Below are 22,095 nucleotides of genomic sequence, written 5' to 3' on the forward strand. Positions count from 1 at the left end.
ATGAAATTAAAAAAGTATTGTTTAGTTGCATTTATAGCATTTTTAGCAAATTTTAGCTTTGCACAAGAAGGTATTCCTATTTATTCTGATTATTTAACAGATAATTACTATTTAATTCATCCATCTATGGCGGGTGTTGCAAACTGTGCTAAAGTAAGAATGACGGCAAGACAGCAGTGGTTTGGAGTAGATGATGCACCTAGTTTACAAACATTAAGTATTAATGGAAGAATAGGTGATTCTCCTGTTGCTGTTGGAGGGGTTATTTTTAATGACTCTAATGGATATCATTCTACAGTTGGTGGTTATGCTACGTTTGCATATCATTTGATGTTTTCTAGAAATGAGATTGACTTAAATATGTTATCTTTTGGTTTAAGTGCAGGTTTTATACAATACAAATTAGATGAAACAAGTTGGTTAGCTCCAGGCGAATTTGATCAAGCTGTTGCTGGTATTGAACAAAGTGCTACAAATTTTAATGTTGATTTTGGCTTTTCTTACCAGTTCGTAGATTTTTATGCACACTTTACGGCTAAAAATATTCTAAATAATGAAGGTATTAATTGGAATGGACTTGACGGTTTTGAATATGATAATTTAAGAACTTATTTAGCATCTACTGGTTATACATTTAGCAGATATGGTAGTGACTGGAGTATTGAACCTTCACTTATGTATATGTATAGAGATGCAACTGAAGAATCTTCAATAGATTTTAATGCTAAAGTATATAGAGAAATGGATTTTGGTAAAATTTGGGGTGGATTATCTTATAGACGTAGTTTCGATGCTGCTGAATTTCAAAGTGGATCTGGTATTGATAGCGAAAAAGCACAATATATCACTCCATTTATAGGGGTAGATTATAACAATTTTGTTTTTGCATATACGTACTCTTACCAAGCAAATACAGTGAATTTTAATACAGGTGGTTTTCACCAATTAACATTAGGATTTAACTTTAACTGTAGAAGAGAGAAATATGAGTGTAATTGTCCTGCTTTAAACTAGGATAGTAATAACTAAAATTAACAAAAGAGGCTCAATGAAAATTGAGCCTCTTTTGTTTTGTCTTAATAGATGATTATTCCCATTTGTAATTTTTATTTTCTGCTTGTGTTTTTAAGGCTTTAAGCATTACTGATTCTAAACTGCTAGAATTGTCTTTGTCTTGTTTCGCTACATATTCACGTCGTTTTAAATTTAAGGTTGCTATTTCATCTTGTAAGCTTTTACGAACTTCACTTTTCTTTTCAACATAAGCTTTAATTTCAGCTTTAGGCATTCCTTTTAATTCTTCAGGTAATTCACTTTCTTCTAAATCATCATAAGAAAAATCAGATTCCTGTTCAGCATCAACCAAATCCCAAGAACTGTTTTTATATAATCTAGAGCTTTTACTTACTGTTCTACTTACTGCATTAGCTTTATTATAACTCATGGCATTAGCATCTTGTTCGGCTTGCATTTCTATTTTTCTTCTGCCAGCAGATCCATAAGCAATATAGGTGGTGTTTAATTTTTTATTGAGTTCTAATATTTTGTCATCGTATGGTGAAGCAATATGAACGGTAGCTTCATTATGATTAATTGCCATATAATTTCCGTGTGTTAAATCGGCTCCGTCTTTCCATTTTGTTGCTATACCTTGATTATAATCACCACAGAAAATAGTGTTTACGGTTACGTCATTTTTGTGTGCTAATTTTGAAGCGTCTTTATAACTAACATCACCTTGTGAGTAAGGCTCGTTTCCTGCAATAAATATAAGTTTTAAGTCTTCTGTGTTATTTCCCCAATCTAATTGGTTTAAAGCCGTTTTAATAACCTTGCCACAGTATTCATTACCGCCATTAGTTGTTAATGAAAATAGCGATTTCGAAATTTCATCTAAATCATCACTAAAGGAAAGAACTTGTCTTAAGTAACCTTCATCAGCATTGAGATTATCATTTCCATATTCGTAAAGAGCAATTTTAAGATTAGGACTTTTATCTTCACATTTAGCATAAGAGAGTTCATTAACTATTTTCCAGAGTTGTGCTTTTGCTTGGTCAATTAAACCATCCATACTGTTGCTGGTATCTAAAAGTAATGCTACTTTAATTTCAGGATTATCAGCTTTCGATATTGTTTTAATTACCGTTTCTGTGATGGCTAAATCTTGAGGTTTGTTTTTTGAATTTGCATTGCAAGCAGTAAGTGATATTAAGCTGAATGCAAATATTAAGGTTCTAAAAGGTGTTTTCATAAGTTTTAATTTTTTGTATTTAATTCTTTAACATCAATGGTTCCATTTGGAGATATTACATAGTATTTATGATCTATTTTTGTTTCTACAATAGGAGCTTCTTTTTTTTCTTTAGGTTTTGGTGTAAAGTGTAATTTTATATTCATACCAATTTGAACAACGGGTTCTAAAATTGAAGGATTGATAACCACATCATAATTTTCATAGGTTAAGGGCTGGTAATAATATGAGGTTTGCTTTTTGGCTGTTGTAACACCTTTGTTTTTATCTAAAGCTTCAATAGAAATACTATTATAAGCTTGGTAACTTTTGTAGAAGTCTTTAGGGAAATAACAATATTTATCGTCTGCAATAGCTACATCGTAAGTTGGCATGTCAAAACCTAAAACTTTGTAATAGGCTTTTTTTTCTTCAATAAGTTTCAATAATTGATCTTGTAAATTTTTATAGATTTCTTGAATGTTTTCAATATAATAATCCACTTTAACCAAATTATAAATCTCACTTTTTGCACAAGCTTCTAAGATGGCTTCAAATTGATTGGTTTTTGTAAATTGAATATGAATGTTTTGTTGTAATTCAAATCCTTTAGGGACTTCTGTATAGGTTTTACTGAATAGTTTCTTAGTCACTTCAACCTCATAAATTGGAACAAATGAAATAACATCAATGGCAATATTGTTTTCCGTGATGCCTTTGGTCTTTAATCGCTGTTTAATACTATCTATTCGTTTTTTTAGTAACTGGTTTGTTTTCTCGGCTGTTGGTCCAATTTGAGAGATATTAAAAATGGCCGTATATGTTGTTGCACTTACATTTTGAAGTGCTTTTACATCAATTGTTAAAACATTACTTGGTTGTAAATTTTGGTGTATTTGTTTTTGAACTGTAGGGTTGTAGATTTGAGCATTCCCGGAGGTTAATATATTCTGTCTCGAGATATCTTGAGTAATTTCGCTATAATTCCCTTTGTGCTGAGCTAAAAGGATCGTGATGCTAAATAATAATAGAAGAAGGGTTGAATTACTTTTTTTCATGAGGATTTGTTTTTTGATTTATAGTGTAAAGCTCAGTCTAAAATAGAGAGTGTAAAAGTCAGAATGAGTAAAGTAGTGTTCTCAATGAGTGAGAAGCTTTATAAATTTAGTAGAAGCGGTTATTTTACACGTAAAAGGCAACTAATTACGGAGTACTCATTTTTTGAAACCAAATAAAGTATGTAGCTTAGTCCGACTAATAAATAATTAAGTGAGAATTATAAAAACATATTATATAACAATCCTATTTTTTCTAATTGGGTTTTTAGCTTTTGGGCAGAATCGAGAATTAGAGCATGCTGAAGATAATAACGCTTCGTTTACAATTAGAGGTTCTGTGTATGAAAAAGAGACAAGAGATCCTTATAAAAATGTAGAAGTATTAGTTAATGGTGGGCGTTATGTTACTACTGATTTTAACGGCTCTTTTGATATTAAAGCAAAAATTGGTGATGAATTAATTATTAAACATCCCGATTTTGAAACTATTTATTATACTGTAAAATCTAATGAACGCATCACGATAGAAGTTATAGATTCAACACAATCTAAGTTTAGCAGTAGAAGCAAAAGTGATTTTACACGATTTAATAAAATGATAGATTCTGCCGATGTCTATCTTAAAAAAGATGCAGAGAAAAGTATAAAATTTATAGGTGATGCCCTAGATGTCAATATAAATACCAATCAAAATGCGGAAGCACATGAATTATTAGGTGATGTTTATGTTTATTGGAAACAATATGATTTGGCTATATCTGCCTATAAAGTGAGTCTTCAGAATACTGAAAAAGCTTCTGCAAAACTTAAATTAGCAAAAGCTTACCTTAACAATGGAGATTTTAAAACGAGCCTTTCATCTTATCAGCAAATAGATGAAAAGAGCTTAACGAATTATGAGAAAACAATTTGGTTTGAAGGCATTGGTGACGCTAATTTAAAAACAGAAAATTTTGAAAAAGCCATTACAGCTTACCAAGACGGATTAAAGGTGGCTCAAAAACATTTAATAGCTCCAAAAATTACAGATTTAAATTCTAAAATAGCAGAAGTTTATAGTAAGAAAGGTCAAACAAGTAAAGCTAAAAGCTATTTTTCAAATTCGTTAAGTTTAGCAAAAAGCGAAAACAAAAAACGAGCGGTTGAAGAACAGGTAAAAGTTGCAGAGTTTAATAGTATAAATGCTGATTACGAGAGTGAAATTGTACTCAGAAAAGAAGCTATTGAAGGTATTAAAGATATTGAAGTCGATTCAATAATTAGTAACGAAAGTCCGATTACCTCTCAAAAGCAAAATTATAAAATTGGTAATGCTTATTTACTCAGTAATGATTTTACAAACGCTATTCCGTATCTAGAGAAGAGTAGAGAAGTGGCAGGTGAAAGAGGAGATTTAGAAGTGAAATTAGATGCAACGCGTAAACTCTCTGAGGTCAATGCTAAATTAGGAAATACTGAAAAAACAATTGCTTATAACAATGAATATAAAAATGTTGTTGACGAATTATATGCAAAAAAAATACAAGAAATTTCTCAAGCCGCTCGTTTTAGCAGAAACATTGCTGATCAGCAAAATAGAATAACAACTTTAGAAAGTGATCGGGCTTTATCTAAAAGTAAATATGAATTAACTCAAGAACGAAATAAACGTCAAGAACTCATTATTTACTCATTAATCGGCGGTTTAATCTTGCTTTTAATTACTGGTTATTTAATGTTTAAATACATAAAACAGCAACGTTTAGCAAATAATTTATTGGCTTTAAAATCGTTGCGAAGTCAAATGAATCCGCATTTTATTTTTAACGCTTTAAACTCTGTAAACACGTTTATTGCTACTAATGATGAACGTACAGCTAATAAATATTTAACAGATTTCTCTCAATTAATGCGTGCCGTTTTAGAAAATAGTGAAGAAGATTTTATACCTCTAAAAAAAGAAATTGAATTACTTAATTTATATACTAAACTAGAGCACTTTAGGTTTCAAGATAAATTTGATTATGCCATAGAGATAGATGAAGCAATTAATGTAGACGAATTTCAGATTCCACCAATGTTATTGCAGCCTTATATTGAAAATGCAGTATGGCATGGCTTACGTTACAAAACAGAAAAAGGACATCTAAAGATTCAAATTCTGCCAAAATCTAAAGACGAAATAACTATAACTATTGCAGATGACGGTATTGGTCGTTTGCGATCTAAAGCTTTAAAAACAGAGCATCAAAAAAAGCAAAACTCAAAAGGAATGAACAACATTAAAAAACGTGTTGCTATTCTTAATGAAATGTATAAGGATAAAGTAGATGTAACGATTGGTGATTTTCAAGAATTAGAAGATGCCGGAACAAAAGTGGTTGTAACATTAAAAAAGGATTAAGTATGAAATTGAATGCCATAATTGTAGAAGACGAAGCACAGAGCCGACTTATTTTAAGAAATTATTTGACTAAATATTGCCCAAATATTTCCATTTTAGGTGAGGCGTCTAATGTTGAAGAAGCTTTAGTTTTAATTAGAAATCATGATTTAGACGTCGTGTTTTTAGACGTAGAAATGCCTTATGGAAATGCTTTTGATTTATTAGATAAAGTTGGAGATGTTAATTTTGAAACCATATTTGTTACCGCTTATAATCATTATGCAATTGAAGCTCTAAATGCACACGCTTCTTATTATTTAATGAAGCCAATTTCTATAGATGAATTGATTAAGGCCGTAGATTATGTTACTGAAATTAGAACGAAAGAAGATGCGCTTCAAGATCAAGTTTTAGTACCAAAAACAAATGCTGTGAGTGGAAAAATAACACTACCGCAGCAAGATGGTTTTGAGGTTATTGAAACTGCAGATATTATGTATTGTAAAGCAGATGATAACTACACCGAGATTTATTTAAATAACAATAAGAAGAAATTGGTTAGTAAAACTTTAAAGTATATTGAAGAAAGTCTTAAGGATGCCAACTTTGCTAGAGTACATAAAAGTTATTTGGTAAACGTCAATGAAATTGTAAAATACGTAAAAGGTAAAGGCGGAAGCGTTGTGTTAAGTAACGGAAAAGAAATTATGGTTTCTGCTTCAAAAAAAGCAGATTTACTATCTTATTTTAAATAAAGAATCCCTTTTAAAAAAGGGATCTTTATAAATTTACAAGGTGTGTTTATAGGCTTAATTCTACAACCATTCCTTCATTAGAGCGTACGTTAAATACGGTGTTATCTTCAAAAATTAGATATTGACCTTTGATGCCTACTAATTTCCCTGAGTATTCGGGAGTTTTACTTAGGTTAAGACTTTTTAGTTTTTCAGGATATTTCTCTACAGGAAACATAATATGCGTTTCTGCATTATCTTCAATAAAATAAGGTAAAGCTTCTTCGGGAATAAAAGCTTTTAATTTTTGTTTCCATTCAAGTAAATCTTCATCTTTAATCTCGTTTTTTAACATGGTTCTCCAATTTGTCTTGTCTCCAACATGGTCTTTTAAAGCGACCTCAGTAATTCCAGCTAAATAACGGTTAGGAACCTCTACAATCTCAACAGCTTCATGAGCACCTTGATCAATCCAACGTGTTGGTACTTGGCTCTTTCTGGTGACTCCCACTTTTACGTTACTAGAGTTCGCTAAATACACAATATGAGGTTGTAGTTGTACTCTTTTTTCATATTCTAAATCACGATCTTCCTGATCTAAATGTGCAGTGCTCAATTCGGGGCGCATTATCCAATCACCAGCAAATGGTTTGTCAAAAAAACAGCTTTTACAAAATCCCTGTCTGTAAATAGGTTTGTCTAATCCACAGCTTAAACATTGGTGTCCAATCAGTTTAATATCAATGGTTTTGTTCAGTAATTGATTCACATTGATAAAGTCATTTTTAAAGACAAGATAGTATTGAATTGGCTCTAAAAATTCAGTTTGCATTTTTGTGAGAACTCCTGAGTAAACCATAAAAGAATTTAGTATTTTTATCATTAATTAATAGTGTAAAGATAGCTAATCCATGCCAATTCCTATTGTAAATTCTATTGCGTCTTGGTTTTTGAAAAAACGATTTCATCAAATTGAATTGTTTTTAAAATACCCAAACGAAGTACAGAATGAATTACTTTTTAGTTTATTAAAACTTTCCAAAGATACTGAGGTTGGCAAGCAATATGATTTTGATTCTATTAAGAGCTATAGAGAATTTAATGAACGAATTCCTGTAGTTGATTATGAAGGTTTTCATCCTTTAATTGAACGTTCACGAAATGGCGAGCAGAATATTTTTTGGCCTAGACCGATAAAATGGTTTGCTAAATCTAGCGGAACGACTAATGCCCAAAGTAAATTTATTCCTGTAAGTTTTGAATCTTTAGAGGATTGTCATTATGCAGCAAGTAAAGATTTGTTGTGTATGTATTTAAGCAATAATGAAGATTCACAATTGTTTACGGGGAAGAGTTTGCGTTTAGGAGGAAGTAAAGAACTTTATAAAGAAAACGGAACTGTATTTGGAGATTTAAGCGCAATCCTTATTGATAATATGCCTTTTTGGGCAGAATTTAGTAGCACACCGAGTAATCGTGTTTCTCTAATGAGTGATTGGGAAACTAAAATGCAGGCTATTGTTGAAGAAACTATAGAAGAAAATGTAACGAGTTTGGCAGGTGTGCCTTCTTGGATGTTAGTGTTATTAAATAATGTTTTAGAGAAAACAGGAAAAGACAATATTCTTGATATTTGGCCAAACCTAGAAGTTTATTTTCACGGAGGTGTGAGTTTTAACCCCTACGTAGAGCAATATAAAGCAATTTTACCATCAGATAAATTTAGGTATTACGAAACTTATAATGCTTCAGAAGGCTTTTTTGCAATTCAAGATCAGAATAATTCGAGTGATCTATTATTGATGCTAGATTATGGTATTTTCTATGAGTTTATTCCCATGGATGCGTATGGAACCGAAGCTCAAAAAGTAATTCCACTAAGTGATGTTAAGCTTAATACAAATTATGCTGTTGTAATTACAACTAATGCTGGTTTGTGGCGCTATAAAATTGGAGATACAATTCGGTTTGTAAGTTTAAGCCCTCATAGAATTAGAGTTTCTGGTAGAACGAAACATCACATTAATGCTTTTGGTGAAGAATTAATTATTGAAAATGCTGAAGATGCGTTTAGAGATGTTTGTAAACAGACTTCATCTGAAATCGTAGATTATACTGCAGCACCAATTTTTATGGACGGTAAAGAAAAAGGAGCGCATGAGTGGATTGTTGAATTTAAGACACCACCTGAAAATATGCCTCATTTTGAAGAACTTTTTGATGATGCATTGAAGTCTTTAAATTCAGATTACGAAGCTAAGCGTTTAAATAATATGACGCTTAATAAACCAAAAATGCACAGTGCAAGAACCAATTTGTTTTATGATTGGTTAAAAGAAAATAATAAATTAGGAGGTCAGCATAAGGTGCCGCGTTTATCTAATTCTAGGGTTTATGTTGAAGAATTATTACGTATTAATAACCTTTAAAAATGTACTCTTAAAAAGCATGATTTAATATTTAGTTTCATGATAAGCTAAAAATAAAAAGCCACAATTTTCAATATTGAAATTGTGGCTTTTTTTATGACGTTTAATAAAGTTTATGAAACTGCTTTCAACGTTTTAAGTGTCGATTTATTTAAACGATCTTCAACATAAGCTTTAGTAACGTTTAGTTTAGTTTCATCTGAACTTGGTAAGTGAAACATAGCTTCAGTTAAAATCTCTTCACAAAGCGATCTTAAACCACGGGCACCAAGTTTATATTCAATAGCTTTATCTACAATATAATCTAAGGCATCATCTGTAATGGTAAACTCAACATCATCCATCTCAAACAACTTTTTATATTGTTTAATAATGGCATTTTTGGGTTGTGTTAAAATAGCTCTTAGTGTTTTTGCATCTAATGGATCCATGTAAGTTAATACCGGTAAACGTCCTATGATTTCAGGAATCAATCCAAAGTTTTTTAAATCTCTTGGCGAGATATATTTAAGGATATTATCCTTGTCAATATCATCTGTTTTCATTGCGCTATAACCTATGGCTTGCATGTTCATTCGCTTAGTAATGACACGTTCAATACCATCAAAAGCACCACCAGCAATAAATAAGATGTTTTCAGTATCTACTTCAATAAATTTTTGATCTGGATGTTTACGTCCTCCTTTTGGTGGAACATTAACAACAGTACCCTCTAAAAGTTTTAATAAAGCTTGTTGTACACCTTCACCAGAGACATCTCTAGTTATTGAAGGGTTATCACTCTTACGTGCAATTTTATCAATTTCATCAATAAAAACAATACCTCGTTGTGCTTTTTCTAGATCGTAATCTGCAGCTTGTAGTAAGCGTGTTAATATACTTTCTACATCTTCACCAACATAACCAGCTTCTGTTAATACAGTAGCATCAACGATTGCTAAAGGTACATTTAACATCTTAGCAATTGTTTTTGCCATTAATGTTTTACCAGTACCTGTTTGCCCAACCATGATGATATTACTTTTTTGTATCTCTATGTCATCATCAGATTGTGGTTGTAATAAACGCTTATAGTGATTGTATACAGCAACTGACATTACACGCTTAGTGTTGTCTTGTCCGATGATATATTCGTCTAAAAAGCCTTTGATTTCTTTAGGTTTTTTAAGTATCAATTCTGCACTTAAATCTGAATCATCAGATTGTTTAGATTCTTCAATTACAATACCGTGAGCTTGTTCAATACAGCGATCACATATATGTGCGTCTAAACCTGCTATTAATAAGCTTGTTTCTGGCTTTTTCCTACCACAAAATGAACATTCTAGTTCTTCCTTTGCCATTTTAATTTTTTTTAATTCCTGCAAAGCAGAAATCTCATTTTACTTTTAAATTGTTAGTCGAAAGTAATGTGACTTACTTGCGTTCTAAAATTTCATCAATCATTCCGTACTTTAAAGCTTCAGGTGAGCGCATCCAATAATCTCTATCAGAATCTTTCTCTACTTGTTCTAAAGTGTTACCAGAATGGTTTGCTATTATTTCGTACAATTCTTCTTTCACTCTAATAGTTTCCTTTAAGGCAATTTGCATATCACTTAATTGTCCTTGTGTACCACTACTCACTTGGTGAATCATTACACGAGAGTGTTTTAAAGCAGAACGCTTTCCTTTTTGTCCTGCACATAATAATACAGCTGCCATTGATGCAGCAATACCTGTACAAATTGTAGCCACATCTGGCTTAACAAACTGCATAGTATCGTAAATACCTAAACCAGCATAAACACTTCCTCCTGGAGAGTTAATATAGATTTGAATATCCTTTACGGCATCTACACTTTGTAAAAATAATAATTGTGCTTGTATAATATTTGCAACTTGATCATTTACACCTGTTCCTAAAAAGATAATACGATCCATCATTAAACGTGAAAACACATCCATTGAAACCGCATTCATTTGACGCTCTTCAATAATGTTTGGCGTTAAATTAGTAGGATTCATGCTTGTAATTATTTTTTGATAATAATTACCATTGATGCCTTGATCTTTAGTGGCGAACTTTTCAAATTCTTTTCCGTAATCCATATAGCTTTTAATTCTTTTAATTAATGTTGTGTCTATTAAAGCATTTTAAAAGAGCTTAATAGATCATTTGTATTTGTTTTCTAATGGAAAATGAATTCCAAAAAAAAGCGTAAAATTTTTACATTTTACGCCTTAAAGATACTAATAATTTTAAAGACTGCTTAACTATAGAATTCTTTTACGAAATCATCGTAAGTGATTTCTTTAGTCTTCGTGTTAGCTTCAGTTTTATATAAGTTTAATAATTTCTGACTTAATAACTGTTCAGACATACGTTTTACTTCTTCTTGGTTTCCTAAGATACGTGCAGCGATGTCTTCTAATTCTTTATCTGAAGGATTCATTTGACCAAATTGTGCCATTTGACCTTTTATCATTTCCATAGAAAATGATTTTAATTCTTCAAACTGAACTTGTAATTTGTGTTCTTGAACTAATTTACCTTCAATAAGTTGGTAACGCATGCTTTTTTCAGACTTTTCAAATTCTTCTTTAGCTTGCTCTTCAGTCATTGGTTCTTCACCTGCTGTTTGCATCCATTTTTGTAAGAATGTAGTAGGTAAATCGAATTTAGTATTTTCAACTAAACTCTCAGTAACGTCATTTAATAACTTTTGGTCTCCTTGTTGTGCAAATTGCTTTTCAGAATCTTCTTTAATTTTATCTTTTAATTCAGATACAGAAGTTACTTTTCCTTCTCCAAATAATTTATCAAATAATTCTTGATCTAAATTTGCAGCTTCACGTTCGTTAATTTCAGTAACAGTAAAAGTTACTTCGATTTCTAAACCATGAGCATCATCATGAGGTACTTTTAAGAAATTCATTAAATCGTGATCATCGTTAAATAACCCTTTTGTTTTTAATGTAATAACGTCTCCAACTTTAGCTCCGATAAATTTCTTAGAATTTGTTTTTCCTTTTAGTTTATCTAAAGTGATCATTGTAGTGTTATCGATTCCTTCTTCTTCGTTAGCAAAAGTTCCTGTAATTTCAGAAGCTTCAGTAATTTCGTTTTGAGAAATGATTTTACCATATTGTTTTTGGATGTTTTCAACCTGATCATCGATCATTTTGTCATCAGCCACAATATTATAATGTGTAATTGCTTTTTTACCTTTTAATTCTACTTCGAATTTTGGTGCTAAACCTAATTCAAATTCAAATGTAAATGCTTCAGCATCCCAATTTAAATCATCTTGTGCTTTTGGTAAAGGATTACCTAAAACATCTAGTTTTTCTTCAACTAAATATTTACCAAGAGCATCTTGTAATAATTTATTTACTTCATCTACCAATACAGCTTTACCATATTGTTTTTTTACCATTCCCATTGGTACGTGACCTTTTCTAAAGCCAGGAATGTTAGCAGATTTACGGTAATCTAATAAGATTTTCTCTACTTTATCGCTATAATCTTCTTTAGCGATATCCACTTTTACAACTGCATTTAATGCATCGATGTTTTCTCTTGTAATGTTCATTTTTATTGAAACTAAAATTGGGCTGCAAAAATACAATATTTTTTACAACCCAACAATAGTTTTAAATGTTTGACCTTAAGCTACTTTTTATCATCTTTTAATAAGGATTGAAATAAAGATTGCAAAATAGATAGTAATACGCTAAATAATAAAGCGGTCCAGAAGCTAGAAACACCAAATCCGTCAATCAGTTTGTCTGCTAGTAATATGATTAGTGCATTTATGACTAGAAGAAAAAGACCTAGCGTAAAAATCGTTGCTGGTAATGTTAATATTACTAGTATTGGTTTTATTAATAAATTAAGTATTGAAAGTACTAATGCTACAATTATAGCACCAACATATCCGTCTACAGTAACGCCGCTAAGAATGTTTGCTAAAATAAAAACGGCCAAAGCATTAAGTAAAAGTCTAATTAATAAATTCATAATTTTACGTTTTAATATTTCTAAGATACAAAATTCATAACAGCTGCGTAAAAATCTTTTGGGTTTTCTGCATGTAACCAATGCCCAGCATTTGAAATGGTTATAATTTTAGCATTGGGAAAATGACGATGAATTACAGCTTCATCAGCTTGAGCGATATATTCTGAACGATCACCTCTAAGAAATAAAGTGTCTTTATTAAAGGTTGCGTGTACTGGGAGTGCTTCTCCAACTTCAGAAACATTCTCTTTTAAAGATTTTAAATTAATGCGTAATCCCAATTGTCCTTTCTCTACCCAGTATAAATTTTTAAGTAGAAACATTCGTGTTCCTGTATCGGTAACATAGTTGCTTAAAGCTTTATCTGCAGCTCCTCTTGTTTTTATTTCAGAAAAATCTAGTTGACTTAAACCTTCTAAAATAGCATCGTGATGAACGGGGTAATAACGAGGTGAAATATCTGCGACGATTAGTTTATTTACCAATTCAGGATATTTAGCAGCAAAAAGCATTGCTGTTTTTCCTCCCATAGAATGGCCTAACAAAACGATGTCTTCTAAGTTGTTGGTTTGGCAATATGCTTTTAGGTCTTCAGCTAATAATTCATAATCAAAATCATCAGAGTGAAAACTGCGACCATGATTTCTTTGATCTACAAGGTGTACTTCAAAGTTTGACTCCGAAAATTGTCTTGCTAAAGTTTTCCAATTATCTCCCATTCCTAAAAATCCGTGAAGAATTATAAATGGTTTTCCTTCTCCTATTATATTAGAATGTAATGTCATGCTATTTTCTTTTTTGTTCTTGGGTAATTAATCTTTTAATTTTTCAAGATACATGTTAATCACATTTTCTACTCCCATGTATAAACTTTCAGTAATTAAGGCGTGTCCAATAGATACTTCTAATAGTCCAGTAATATTTTCTTTAAAGAATTTAATGTTATCCAAAGATAAATCGTGACCTGCATTAATGCCTAGTTGAAGTGTGTTTGCTAATCCGGCACATTTCATATAAGGATTAATCGCTTCTTTATTTCCTAAACCATATTGGTGAGCAAAGGCTTCTGTGTAAAGTTCTATACGATCAGTACCTGTTTCTTTTGCTCCTTCTATTTGGTGTAAATCTGGATCTACAAATATGGATGTTCTAATTCCATTGGCTTTAAACTCCTTAATTACTTCAGCCAAAAAATCTTTATGTTTAATAGTGTCCCAACCAGCATTAGACGTAATGGCATCAATAGAATCAGGAACTAAAGTAACTTGTGTTGGTTTTATTTTTAAAACCATATCTACAAACTTAGGAATAGGGTTTCCTTCTATATTATACTCTGTGTGAACGGCAGATGTTAAATCGTACGCATCCTGATAACGAATGTGTCTTTCATCTGGTCTTGGGTGAATAGTTATACCTTCAGCACCAAAATTTTGAACATCTTTTGCAAACTGTATTAAATTTGGTACATCGCCACCTCGACTATTTCTTAGCGTTGCGATTTTATTTATATTAACACTTAACTTAGTCATACTATTTTGAATTTGAACTACAAAAATACAGAACTCAGCTTTACTTTTAATTGTAAACTAAAAAGTTTCACTATTGTTTAATAGTTACACCGTGAAATATTAAAAAGATGAATGCATCTAGTTTATTTTGTTTTTTTTTAAATTAAAAGAAAAAGGAGCAGAGTTCTGGTGACATGTAAAGGTGTTTTGTGGTTATTTTTCGTTAATTTGCACCATATTTAATACCGTTTTAATGGAACTTCAAGATTATATAATTAACGATATAAAACCACTCGATGTAACTGATAAAGTAAGCGATATAAAAATGCTCTTTAATCAGTTAACTTACTCTCATATTCCTATAGAAAAGGACGGTGTATATATGGGGTGTGTTTCTGAAACTGACGCACATTGTTTTGAGGCCGAAAAAATTATTGAAGATTGCCATTATGCAGTAGAAGGTTTTTTTGTGAGGCCTGCCACAATTTGGTTAGATGTTCTAGAAGCTTTTGCGCAAAACGATACTAACATAATGCCCATACTAGATCATAATAACAAGTATCTTGGTTATTATGAATTAAATGATGTTATACATTTATTTAATGAAACTCCTTTTTTTTCTGAACCAGGTGGAATTATTATGGTAGAAAAAGGAGTTAATGATTATTCTTTTAGTGAAATTAGTCAGATTGTAGAATCTAATGACGCTAAAATTTTAGGTGCTTTTGTTTCTAAAATTGAAGGAAATTTAGCAAGAATTACTTTAAAAATAGGAAATGGAAGTTTAAATGAAGTTATTCAGACATTTAGGCGCTATAGTTATAATATTATTTCTGGTCATGAAGATGATTCTTATGTCGAAAGCTTAAAATCGCGTTCTAAGTATTTAGACAAATACCTTAATATGTAATGATAAAAGTCGCAGTTTACGGTCAGAATTATTTAAAAGAAATCACTCAACAAGCAGTAGAGAAACTGATAGAGGTCTTATTAGAAAAAGATGCTGAGGTTTATGTTGAAGAAGCGTTTTTAGAAATACAATTTAATCATGTAAAGGATAATACTAAGATAAAGACGTTTCATACTTTAGATACAAGTTTTAATTTATTGATTAGTGTTGGTGGTGATGGTACTATTTTAAGAGCTATTACTTATGTTAGAGATTTAAATATTCCTGTTGTTGGTATAAATACTGGACGATTAGGTTTCTTAGCGACAATTCAAATAGATGATATTGAACCAGCCTTAACGGAAATTTTTAATGGCGAATACAAAATCTCAGAGCGTGCATTGCTTAGTGTGTCTACAGACCCCGAGCATGAGGATGTGGTTAATACACATTTTGCGCTAAATGAGATTGCTATAAGTAGAAAAAATACAACCTCAATGATTACTATAGAAACGCATCTCGATGATGAGTTTCTAACAACCTATTGGGCAGATGGACTTATTTTATCTACACCAACAGGTTCTACAGGGTATTCTTTAAGTTGTGGTGGACCAGTAATAGCACCTAATGCTAAGAATTTTGTATTAACAACAATAGCACCTCATAATTTAAGTGCGCGTCCATTGGTTATTCCAGATAGTAAAACGGTGAGATTAAAGGTTAATGGTAGAGAAGATCAGTTTTTAATGTCATTAGACTCAAGGATCGTTACCCTTTCTAACTCTACAATAGTAACCGTGAAAAAAGCAGATTTTGTTATAAAAATGGTAGAGTTGTTAGATGAATCTTTCTTAGCAACACTTCGAAAAAAATTACTTTGGGGAGAAGATCGTCGAAACTAAACTATTTAGTAACACAATAATTATTTCTAAAAACTGTTTATTTGTAAGACAATTTGCGCCAAATTACTGTACGCAAATCATAATTGCTATATTTGCAAACTTTGAAAATTTTATGAAGTATTTATTTCTGTTAATATTATGCGTTTTTATCACTGAAAATGTTGATGCCCAAATTTACGAAATTGGTGTGTTTGCTGGTGGAAGTAATTTTATAGGAGACGTTGGTGCGACCGATTATATATCTCCAAATCAACTTGCTTTTGGTGTGCTTGCAAGATGGAATAGAAGTGCAAGGCATTCATTTAGAGTTTCCGTTATTTTTTCAGAACTAAATGGTGTGGATGCAAAATCCGATGATCCTAGAAGACAACAACGAGATTATGAATTTAATTCCAATATTGTTGAACTTTCGGCAGGAATGGAATTTACGTTTTTAGATTTCGATCTTCACACGTCAGGAGTTAAAGGAACACCATATTTATATTCAGGACTTACGCTTACAGGGTACGATAATTATTATTTTTCACCAGTAGGAGAATATACTTCAGAAGGTACATCTAGTTGGGCTTTAGGAATACCTATGGCAATTGGCTATAAAACAAATATTAGTAATCAGATTATTTTGGCTGCTGAGATAGGGGCGCGTTATGCTTTTACAGATGAATTAGATGGTAGTGTAGCAGATTCTGAAGACATAGGAGAGTATGTGAATTTTGGAAATACAAATAATAACGATTGGTATATGTTTACAGGAATAACACTAACATACACCTTTGGTAGAAGACCTTGCTATTGCAATTTTTAAAATGAGTTTAAAAGAACAAATAAATATAGAAAAATTACCCAGCCATATAGCTATTATAATGGATGGTAACGGTCGTTGGGCTAAACAACAAGGTTTGTTACGTGTTATAGGTCATGAAAACGGAACGAAATCAGTAAGAGAAACTGTAGAAGCTAGTGCAGAATTAGGAATTAAAAATCTCACGCTTTATGCATTTTCTACAGAAAATTGGAATAGGCCCAAATTAGAAGTTCAAACATTGATGAAACTTTTAGTTAAATCTCTTAAGAAAGAAATAAAGACACTACAGGAAAATAAGATTAAACTGAATGCAATAGGTTGCTTAAATGATTTGCCAAAAAAAGCACACTTAGAACTTTTAGATGTTATAGATAAAACGAAGAATAATACAAATATGACATTAACTTTGGCGTTGAGTTACGGATCGCGTGAAGAAATCGTTAATGTTGTTAAAGAATTATCAGCTAAAGTTAAAAATAATATAATTTCTACTGAAAGTATTGACGAATCAATTATTAATAAGCATCTTTACACGCAAAATTTACCAGACGTAGACCTGCTTATACGCACAAGTGGAGAGCAACGTATTAGTAACTTTTTGCTATGGCAAATAGCCTATGCAGAACTATATTTTACAGATATTTTATGGCCAGATTTTAAAAAAGAAAATCTATACGAGGCAATCATAAATTATCAAAACAGAGAACGAAGATTTGGAAAAACAAGCGAACAACTTACCTAATTATGCAACGTTGAGATTATTTATTCAGCGAATTTTTATTGCATTACTTTTTACAATTTCAATTAATAGTTACGCTCAAGTAGAAGACGGCGAAACTTATTTAATAAATGAAATTGCAGTTACAGGAAACACTAACTTTAGTGCACAAACTATTATTGCCTATTCTAAACTTAGAAAGAATGAAGAAATTCAGGTAGGGGGTGAAAAAATTGCTAATGCTGTAAAAACATTATGGAAGTCTAATTTATTTAGTAGTATAGATATCTATATCACTAATATAAATGGTAATACTGCAGACTTAGAAATTAATCTTAGTGATTTACCAGAGCTTAAAGAATTAACAATAGAAGGTGTTAAGAAAGGTAAAAAAGACGAAATTATTGACGAGAATAAATTAAAACCTGGTCAGAAAGTTACAGAAAACCTTGTTGCAACGACTAAAAATTATCTAACTAATAAGTATAGAAAAAAAGGATTTTTAAATACTGATGTAAAAATCACTACTTCTGAAGTCATTGATTCTGTTGAAAAAGAGCGTGTAGATATGCGTCTTGTTATTGATAAGGGAGAAAAAGTAAAAATTAAGTCAATTGATTTTGATGGAAACGAAAAGATAACAGACAAAAAGCTTCGTAAAGCAATGAAAAGTACGAAGCAGAAAAAGTTTATAAGAGTATTAAAACGTTCTAAATATATTGAAGATGATTTTAGAGCAGATTTAGTAAGTGTTGTAGATTATTATAAAGAGAATGGATATAGAGATGCAAGAATTATCTCGGATTCTATTTCTTATTTAGATAAAAAAACAATCAGTTTAGATATTAAAGTTGAAGAAGGAGACCAATATACTTTTGGTAAAATTTCTTTTGTAGGTAATACAATTTATTCAGATGAGCAGTTATCTAACTTATTAGGAATAAAAGAAGGAGATACCTATAATGGTGTAGAGTTAAGAGAGCGTATCGCTAATCAGGAAAACCCTGATGCAAATGATATTACCAATGCTTATCAAAACTTTGGTTATATGTTCTCTACAATTAACCCTGTTGAGGTTAGTGCAGAAGGAAATGTAATAGATATGGAGATCCGTATATCTGAAGGTAAACCAGCTTATTACAATAATATTTCTGTTGTTGGTAATGATGTTACAAATGATCATGTTATATATAGAGAATTAAGAACACGTCCAGGTGAACTTTATAGAAAATCTGATATTATTAGAACCATTAGAGAGCTTGGACAATTAGGCTTTTTTGATGCACAACAAATAGTGCCAGATATTAAAAATCCAAATCCAGTTGATGGTACTTTAGATGTACAATATTCTGTTGTAGAACAAGGTTCTAGTCAAATACAACTACAAGGTGGTTACGGTGGAGGAGGCTTCATTGGTACTTTAGGGTTATCATTCAATAACTTTTCTATTAAAGATTTATTTAAAAAAGATGCTTACAAGCCCGTTCCTAGAGGTGATGGTCAAAGTTTAGCATTAAGACTTCAGGCAAGTGAATATTATCAAACGTATAGTTTTTCATTTAGTGAGCCATGGTTTGGAGGTAAAAAACCTTATCAATTATCATCATCATTATCATATTCTAAGCAGTTTTTATATGATTCATCAACAGGAAGTGCCGATAATGATAAAAGCTTTAACATATTAGGATTAACTTTTGGTCTATCAACAAGATTAGCAGAACCAGATGATTATTTTGTGTTATCTCAGGCAATAAGTTACCAACATTACGATCTTCAAAATTATTCTACAGGTTTATTTACTTTTGGAAACGGAAGCTCAAATAATTTATCTTATACAATAGGTTTAAGCAGAAATGATCTTAGAGTAGACCCTGTTTATCCAACAGGTGGATCTAGCTTTTCTGTGTCAGCTAAATTTTCTTTCCCTTATTCTTTAGTTAACGGTGTAGATTACGGTGAGTTAGCAGATGAAAGAGAAGATGCATTAGACGCGGGAGATAATGATCGTGTTGCAGAGATAGATCAAGAACGTTTTAAATGGTTAGAATTTTATAAAATTAAATTTAAAGCAGATTGGTATCAAGCCTTAACTAAAAAACTTGTTTTACGACCAAGTATGGAATTTGGATTCCTTGGCGCTTATAATAGCGATAGAGGTGTTATTCCTTTTGAGCGATTCTTTGTTGGAGGTGATGGTTTAGCCAATTATTCTTTAGATGGTAGAGAGGTTATTCAACTTCGTGGATATCCTAATCAATCACTTTCAGATAGTGATGGTGGATCAATATATAATAAATTTTCTTTAGAGTTGCGTTACCCAATTACTTTAGGTGCTCAAGCTAAAATATATGCATTATCATTCTTAGAAGCTGGTTCATCTGTAAATGACTTTAAGGATTTTGATCCTTTCAAACTTCAGAGATCAGCAGGTTTTGGTCTTAGAATCTTTATGCCAGCATTTGGTTTATTAGGTATAGACTTTGGTCATGCATTTGATGATTCACCTTATGGTACAGAGGTTAAAAACTGGGAAACTCACTTCATCATCGGGCAACAATTTTAAGTTTGGCACGATATTTTCTAATATTAAAATAAGTATTTCATCACATTGTTAAAATTTTTAAGAATATATTTCGTTAAATTTGAAGATTAGTAATACTAAATGAATAGTATATTTAGCATTACGATTAAATTGTCTCAAAATATGAAAAATAAAATGATGAAATTTAAAGTTCTTTTTTTACTAATAATCATTGGTCTACTAAGTTTTAGTGCACATGCGCAACGTGGTGTTAGAATCGGTTATATTGATACTGAGTATATTTTACAAAATGTGCCAGAATATCAAGAAGCTTCATCTCAGTTAGATAAAAAAGTTCAAGGATGGAAATCTGAAATTGAAACAAAATTAAATGCTATTGAACAAAAGAAGAAAGAACTAAATAACGAAAGTGTTCTTTTAACTAAAGAGTTATACGATGAGCGTTTTGAAGATATTTCTTTTGAAGAAGCTGAGGTATTAGATTATCAGCAAAAACGTTTTGGACCTGAAGGCGATTTAATGATTCAGAAACGTCAATTGATAGAGCCTATTCAAGATCAAATTTTTGCAGCTGTACAAGAAATTGCAGAAACTAAAAGTTACGATTTTGTTTTTGATAGATCTGCAGATGTTGTTATGCTTTACTCAGCAGAACGCTACGATATGAGTGAACAAGTTCTGAGAACAATCACTAGAACATCAAAACGTACACAAGCTAAAAATAAAAAAGAACGTAAAGCTTTAGATGAAGAGGAAGTAGTGCCAGTAGTTGATGGAGATAAAGATGCAAGACAACAAGCTTTAGAAGATCGTAAAGTACAACGTGAAGCTCAATTAGCAGCTAAACGTGCAGAGCGCGAAAAAGCAATTGAAGATAGAAAAAAAGCACAAGAAGAACTTAGAGAAGCTAAAAAGAAAGAGGCAGAAGAGCGTAGGCAAAATGCTCTAGAAGCAAGAAATAAAAGTACTGAGGTTTCGGAAGAAACTAAAGAGGAAGCGAAAGAAGAAGTTAAAGCTGTTGATTCTGTAACTATTAAAAAAGATACTACAGCTGTAGAAAAGTCAATTATAAAAACGGATAGCACGAAAGTTGAAGGACTTATTAAAAACGATTCTACAACAATAAAAAAACCAAAAACTGCAGCAGAATTAGCTGCTGAAGTACGCGCTCAAAAATTAAAAGAAAGAGAAGCTAGAGCAAAAGAATTAGAAGAAAGAAAGCAGAGAATTATAGATCAAAGACTAAAAGCACGTAAAGATCGTGAAGAACAGGTTAGAAAGAATGATTCTATAGCAAATGCTAAAAAAGATTAATAATCAATAAATTTAAATAACACGTAATACAATTAAATCAAATGAAACATTTAAAATCTTTATTATTTGCAGCAGTACTTTTTATTGGGGCTACAAGTTTAGCTTCTGCACAAAGCACAGTTGCTCATATCAATAAGCAAGAATTAATTAAGTCAATGCCAGCTTATACACAAGCGCAATCTGAAATTGAAAAATTAGGTAAAACTTACGAAGCTAATATTCAAACTTCTATTAAAGAATTAGATGCAAAATTAAAGCAATATGATGCTGAATCTGCAACGAAATCTGAAGAAGAAAATATGAAGCGTATGCAAGAAGTTGAAGGAATTAAGCAAAGCTTAGGTGAGTTTCAACAACAAGCTCAGAAAGATTTACAACAAAAAGAATTTAATCTTTTAAAACCTATTGTTGAAAAAGCAGATAATGCAATTAAAGCAGTAGCTAAAGCTCAAGGAATTAAGTATGTAGTTGATTCTGCAATGCTTATTGTAGCTGACGGAAAAGATCTTATGGCAGATGTTAAAAAGCAATTAGGGATGTAATCCTTATTAAAATAATTATTTAGAAAGTCGCTTATTATTAAGCGACTTTTTAT

The 22,095-nt window shown here is 31.3% G+C and carries 20 protein-coding genes; 11 read left to right on the plus strand and 9 right to left on the minus strand.

The genetic code is table 11. From position 1 onward, the window contains the following. Positions 1 to 1,014: a PorP/SprF family type IX secretion system membrane protein gene (locus tag HSX10_RS04860; RefSeq protein WP_173587087.1), complete on the plus strand. Its 1,014-nt coding sequence runs from the start codon at positions 1 to 3 to the stop codon at positions 1,012 to 1,014. A 73-nt stretch (positions 1,015 to 1,087) separates the two neighbouring features. On the opposite strand, the gene HSX10_RS04865 is transcribed toward HSX10_RS04860, so the two are convergent. Beyond that, the gene (locus HSX10_RS04865) at positions 1,088 to 2,254 is read right to left on the minus strand and encodes a vWA domain-containing protein (protein WP_173587088.1); all 1,167 of its coding nucleotides are present in this window, start codon (positions 2,252 to 2,254) and stop codon (positions 1,088 to 1,090) included. Positions 2,255 to 2,259: 5 nt separating this feature from the next. Continuing rightward, positions 2,260 to 3,291 (minus strand): SIMPL domain-containing protein, encoded by a 1,032-nt coding sequence (locus HSX10_RS04870; protein ID WP_173587089.1) that lies wholly within the window; start codon positions 3,289 to 3,291, stop codon positions 2,260 to 2,262. Positions 3,292 to 3,502: 211 nt separating this feature from the next. Here HSX10_RS04870 and HSX10_RS18870 point away from each other — a divergent pair, with 211 nt between their 5' ends. Then, positions 3,503 to 5,674: a tetratricopeptide repeat-containing sensor histidine kinase gene (locus tag HSX10_RS18870; RefSeq protein WP_173587090.1), complete on the plus strand. Its 2,172-nt coding sequence runs from the start codon at positions 3,503 to 3,505 to the stop codon at positions 5,672 to 5,674. A gap of 2 nt (positions 5,675 to 5,676) precedes the next feature. After that, complete coding sequence (locus tag HSX10_RS04880) at positions 5,677 to 6,411, plus strand: LytR/AlgR family response regulator transcription factor (protein ID WP_173587091.1); 735 nt, start codon at positions 5,677 to 5,679, stop codon at positions 6,409 to 6,411. A 46-nt stretch (positions 6,412 to 6,457) separates the two neighbouring features. Here HSX10_RS04880 and HSX10_RS04885 read toward each other — a convergent pair whose 3' ends face one another. Next, positions 6,458 to 7,249: a DUF2797 domain-containing protein gene (locus tag HSX10_RS04885; RefSeq protein ID WP_173587396.1), complete on the minus strand. Its 792-nt coding sequence runs from the start codon at positions 7,247 to 7,249 to the stop codon at positions 6,458 to 6,460. A gap of 52 nt (positions 7,250 to 7,301) precedes the next feature. On the opposite strand from HSX10_RS04885, the gene HSX10_RS04890 reads away from it, so the two are divergent. Continuing rightward, positions 7,302 to 8,819, plus strand: coding sequence for a GH3 auxin-responsive promoter family protein (locus HSX10_RS04890; RefSeq protein WP_173587092.1), 1,518 nt, complete (start codon positions 7,302 to 7,304; stop codon positions 8,817 to 8,819). A 113-nt stretch (positions 8,820 to 8,932) separates the two neighbouring features. Here HSX10_RS04890 and clpX read toward each other — a convergent pair whose 3' ends face one another. The 6 genes from clpX to HSX10_RS04920 form a co-directional block, all read right to left on the minus strand. Beyond that, on the minus strand, positions 8,933 to 10,162 hold the full coding sequence (clpX, locus tag HSX10_RS04895; protein WP_173587093.1) for an ATP-dependent Clp protease ATP-binding subunit ClpX: 1,230 nt from the start codon (positions 10,160 to 10,162) through the stop codon (positions 8,933 to 8,935). 73 nt (positions 10,163 to 10,235) lie between these two features. Then, entirely contained in the window at positions 10,236 to 10,910 is a 675-nt protein-coding gene (locus HSX10_RS04900) for an ATP-dependent Clp protease proteolytic subunit (protein WP_173587094.1), read from the minus strand. 161 nt (positions 10,911 to 11,071) lie between these two features. Beyond that, the gene (gene tig / locus HSX10_RS04905; RefSeq protein WP_173587095.1) at positions 11,072 to 12,394 is read right to left on the minus strand and encodes a trigger factor; all 1,323 of its coding nucleotides are present in this window, start codon (positions 12,392 to 12,394) and stop codon (positions 11,072 to 11,074) included. Positions 12,395 to 12,474: 80 nt separating this feature from the next. Continuing rightward, positions 12,475 to 12,822, minus strand: a complete 348-nt coding sequence (locus tag HSX10_RS04910) for a phage holin family protein (RefSeq protein ID WP_173587096.1) — start codon at positions 12,820 to 12,822, stop codon at positions 12,475 to 12,477. Positions 12,823 to 12,842: 20 nt separating this feature from the next. Further along, the gene (locus tag HSX10_RS04915; RefSeq protein ID WP_173587097.1) at positions 12,843 to 13,607 is read right to left on the minus strand and encodes an alpha/beta fold hydrolase; all 765 of its coding nucleotides are present in this window, start codon (positions 13,605 to 13,607) and stop codon (positions 12,843 to 12,845) included. Positions 13,608 to 13,634: 27 nt separating this feature from the next. After that, positions 13,635 to 14,351, minus strand: coding sequence for a pyridoxine 5'-phosphate synthase (locus HSX10_RS04920; protein ID WP_173587098.1), 717 nt, complete (start codon positions 14,349 to 14,351; stop codon positions 13,635 to 13,637). Between the two features lie 232 nt (positions 14,352 to 14,583). Between HSX10_RS04920 and HSX10_RS04925 the strand changes: the two genes are divergently transcribed. From HSX10_RS04925 to HSX10_RS04955, 7 genes are all read left to right on the plus strand, one after another. Continuing rightward, positions 14,584 to 15,240, plus strand: coding sequence for a CBS domain-containing protein (locus tag HSX10_RS04925; RefSeq protein WP_173587099.1), 657 nt, complete (start codon positions 14,584 to 14,586; stop codon positions 15,238 to 15,240). Between the two features lie 2 nt (positions 15,241 to 15,242). Further along, positions 15,243 to 16,121 (plus strand): NAD kinase, encoded by an 879-nt coding sequence (locus HSX10_RS04930; protein WP_173587397.1) that lies wholly within the window; start codon positions 15,243 to 15,245, stop codon positions 16,119 to 16,121. 112 nt (positions 16,122 to 16,233) lie between these two features. Beyond that, positions 16,234 to 16,926: a type IX secretion system protein PorG gene (gene porG, locus HSX10_RS04935; RefSeq protein WP_173587100.1), complete on the plus strand. Its 693-nt coding sequence runs from the start codon at positions 16,234 to 16,236 to the stop codon at positions 16,924 to 16,926. 1 nt (position 16,927) lies between these two features. Further along, positions 16,928 to 17,668, plus strand: coding sequence for an undecaprenyl pyrophosphate synthase (uppS, locus tag HSX10_RS04940; protein WP_173587398.1), 741 nt, complete (start codon positions 16,928 to 16,930; stop codon positions 17,666 to 17,668). Continuing rightward, positions 17,640 to 20,207: an outer membrane protein assembly factor BamA gene (bamA, locus tag HSX10_RS04945; RefSeq protein WP_173587101.1), complete on the plus strand. Its 2,568-nt coding sequence runs from the start codon at positions 17,640 to 17,642 to the stop codon at positions 20,205 to 20,207. The genes uppS and bamA overlap by 29 nt, the downstream gene beginning before the upstream one ends. A 141-nt stretch (positions 20,208 to 20,348) precedes the next feature. After that, the gene (locus HSX10_RS04950) at positions 20,349 to 21,500 is read left to right on the plus strand and encodes an OmpH family outer membrane protein (RefSeq protein ID WP_246293560.1); all 1,152 of its coding nucleotides are present in this window, start codon (positions 20,349 to 20,351) and stop codon (positions 21,498 to 21,500) included. A 41-nt stretch (positions 21,501 to 21,541) separates the two neighbouring features. After that, on the plus strand, positions 21,542 to 22,042 hold the full coding sequence (locus HSX10_RS04955) for an OmpH/Skp family outer membrane protein (RefSeq protein WP_173587102.1): 501 nt from the start codon (positions 21,542 to 21,544) through the stop codon (positions 22,040 to 22,042). Positions 22,043 to 22,095 lie beyond the last annotated feature (53 nt).

The sequence above is a fragment of the Winogradskyella undariae genome (genome assembly GCF_013285155.1).
Taxonomy (GTDB): domain Bacteria; phylum Bacteroidota; class Bacteroidia; order Flavobacteriales; family Flavobacteriaceae; genus Winogradskyella; species Winogradskyella undariae.

Excerpts from the sequence above, each read along its gene's own strand:
- HSX10_RS04865 (WP_173587088.1), bottom strand. The coding sequence starts at position 2,254 with ATGAAAACACCTTTTAGAACCTTAATATTTGCATTCAGCTTAATATCA.
- HSX10_RS04870 (WP_173587089.1), bottom strand. The coding sequence starts at position 3,291 with ATGAAAAAAAGTAATTCAACCCTTCTTCTATTATTATTTAGCATCACG.
- HSX10_RS04915 (WP_173587097.1), bottom strand. The coding sequence starts at position 13,607 with ATGACATTACATTCTAATATAATAGGAGAAGGAAAACCATTTATAATT.
- HSX10_RS04890 (WP_173587092.1), top strand. The coding sequence starts at position 7,302 with ATGCCAATTCCTATTGTAAATTCTATTGCGTCTTGGTTTTTGAAAAAA.
- HSX10_RS04955 (WP_173587102.1), top strand. The coding sequence starts at position 21,542 with ATGAAACATTTAAAATCTTTATTATTTGCAGCAGTACTTTTTATTGGG.
- HSX10_RS04900 (WP_173587094.1), bottom strand. The coding sequence starts at position 10,910 with ATGGATTACGGAAAAGAATTTGAAAAGTTCGCCACTAAAGATCAAGGC.
- HSX10_RS04880 (WP_173587091.1), top strand. The coding sequence starts at position 5,677 with ATGAAATTGAATGCCATAATTGTAGAAGACGAAGCACAGAGCCGACTT.
- HSX10_RS04920 (WP_173587098.1), bottom strand. The coding sequence starts at position 14,351 with ATGACTAAGTTAAGTGTTAATATAAATAAAATCGCAACGCTAAGAAAT.
- HSX10_RS04950 (WP_246293560.1), top strand. The coding sequence starts at position 20,349 with ATGAAAAATAAAATGATGAAATTTAAAGTTCTTTTTTTACTAATAATC.
- porG (WP_173587100.1), top strand. The coding sequence starts at position 16,234 with ATGAAGTATTTATTTCTGTTAATATTATGCGTTTTTATCACTGAAAAT.
- HSX10_RS04885 (WP_173587396.1), bottom strand. The coding sequence starts at position 7,249 with ATGGTTTACTCAGGAGTTCTCACAAAAATGCAAACTGAATTTTTAGAG.
- HSX10_RS04925 (WP_173587099.1), top strand. The coding sequence starts at position 14,584 with ATGGAACTTCAAGATTATATAATTAACGATATAAAACCACTCGATGTA.
- HSX10_RS04860 (WP_173587087.1), top strand. The coding sequence starts at position 1 with ATGAAATTAAAAAAGTATTGTTTAGTTGCATTTATAGCATTTTTAGCA.
- clpX (WP_173587093.1), bottom strand. The coding sequence starts at position 10,162 with ATGGCAAAGGAAGAACTAGAATGTTCATTTTGTGGTAGGAAAAAGCCA.
- tig (WP_173587095.1), bottom strand. The coding sequence starts at position 12,394 with ATGAACATTACAAGAGAAAACATCGATGCATTAAATGCAGTTGTAAAA.
- HSX10_RS04910 (WP_173587096.1), bottom strand. The coding sequence starts at position 12,822 with ATGAATTTATTAATTAGACTTTTACTTAATGCTTTGGCCGTTTTTATT.
- uppS (WP_173587398.1), top strand. The coding sequence starts at position 16,928 with ATGAGTTTAAAAGAACAAATAAATATAGAAAAATTACCCAGCCATATA.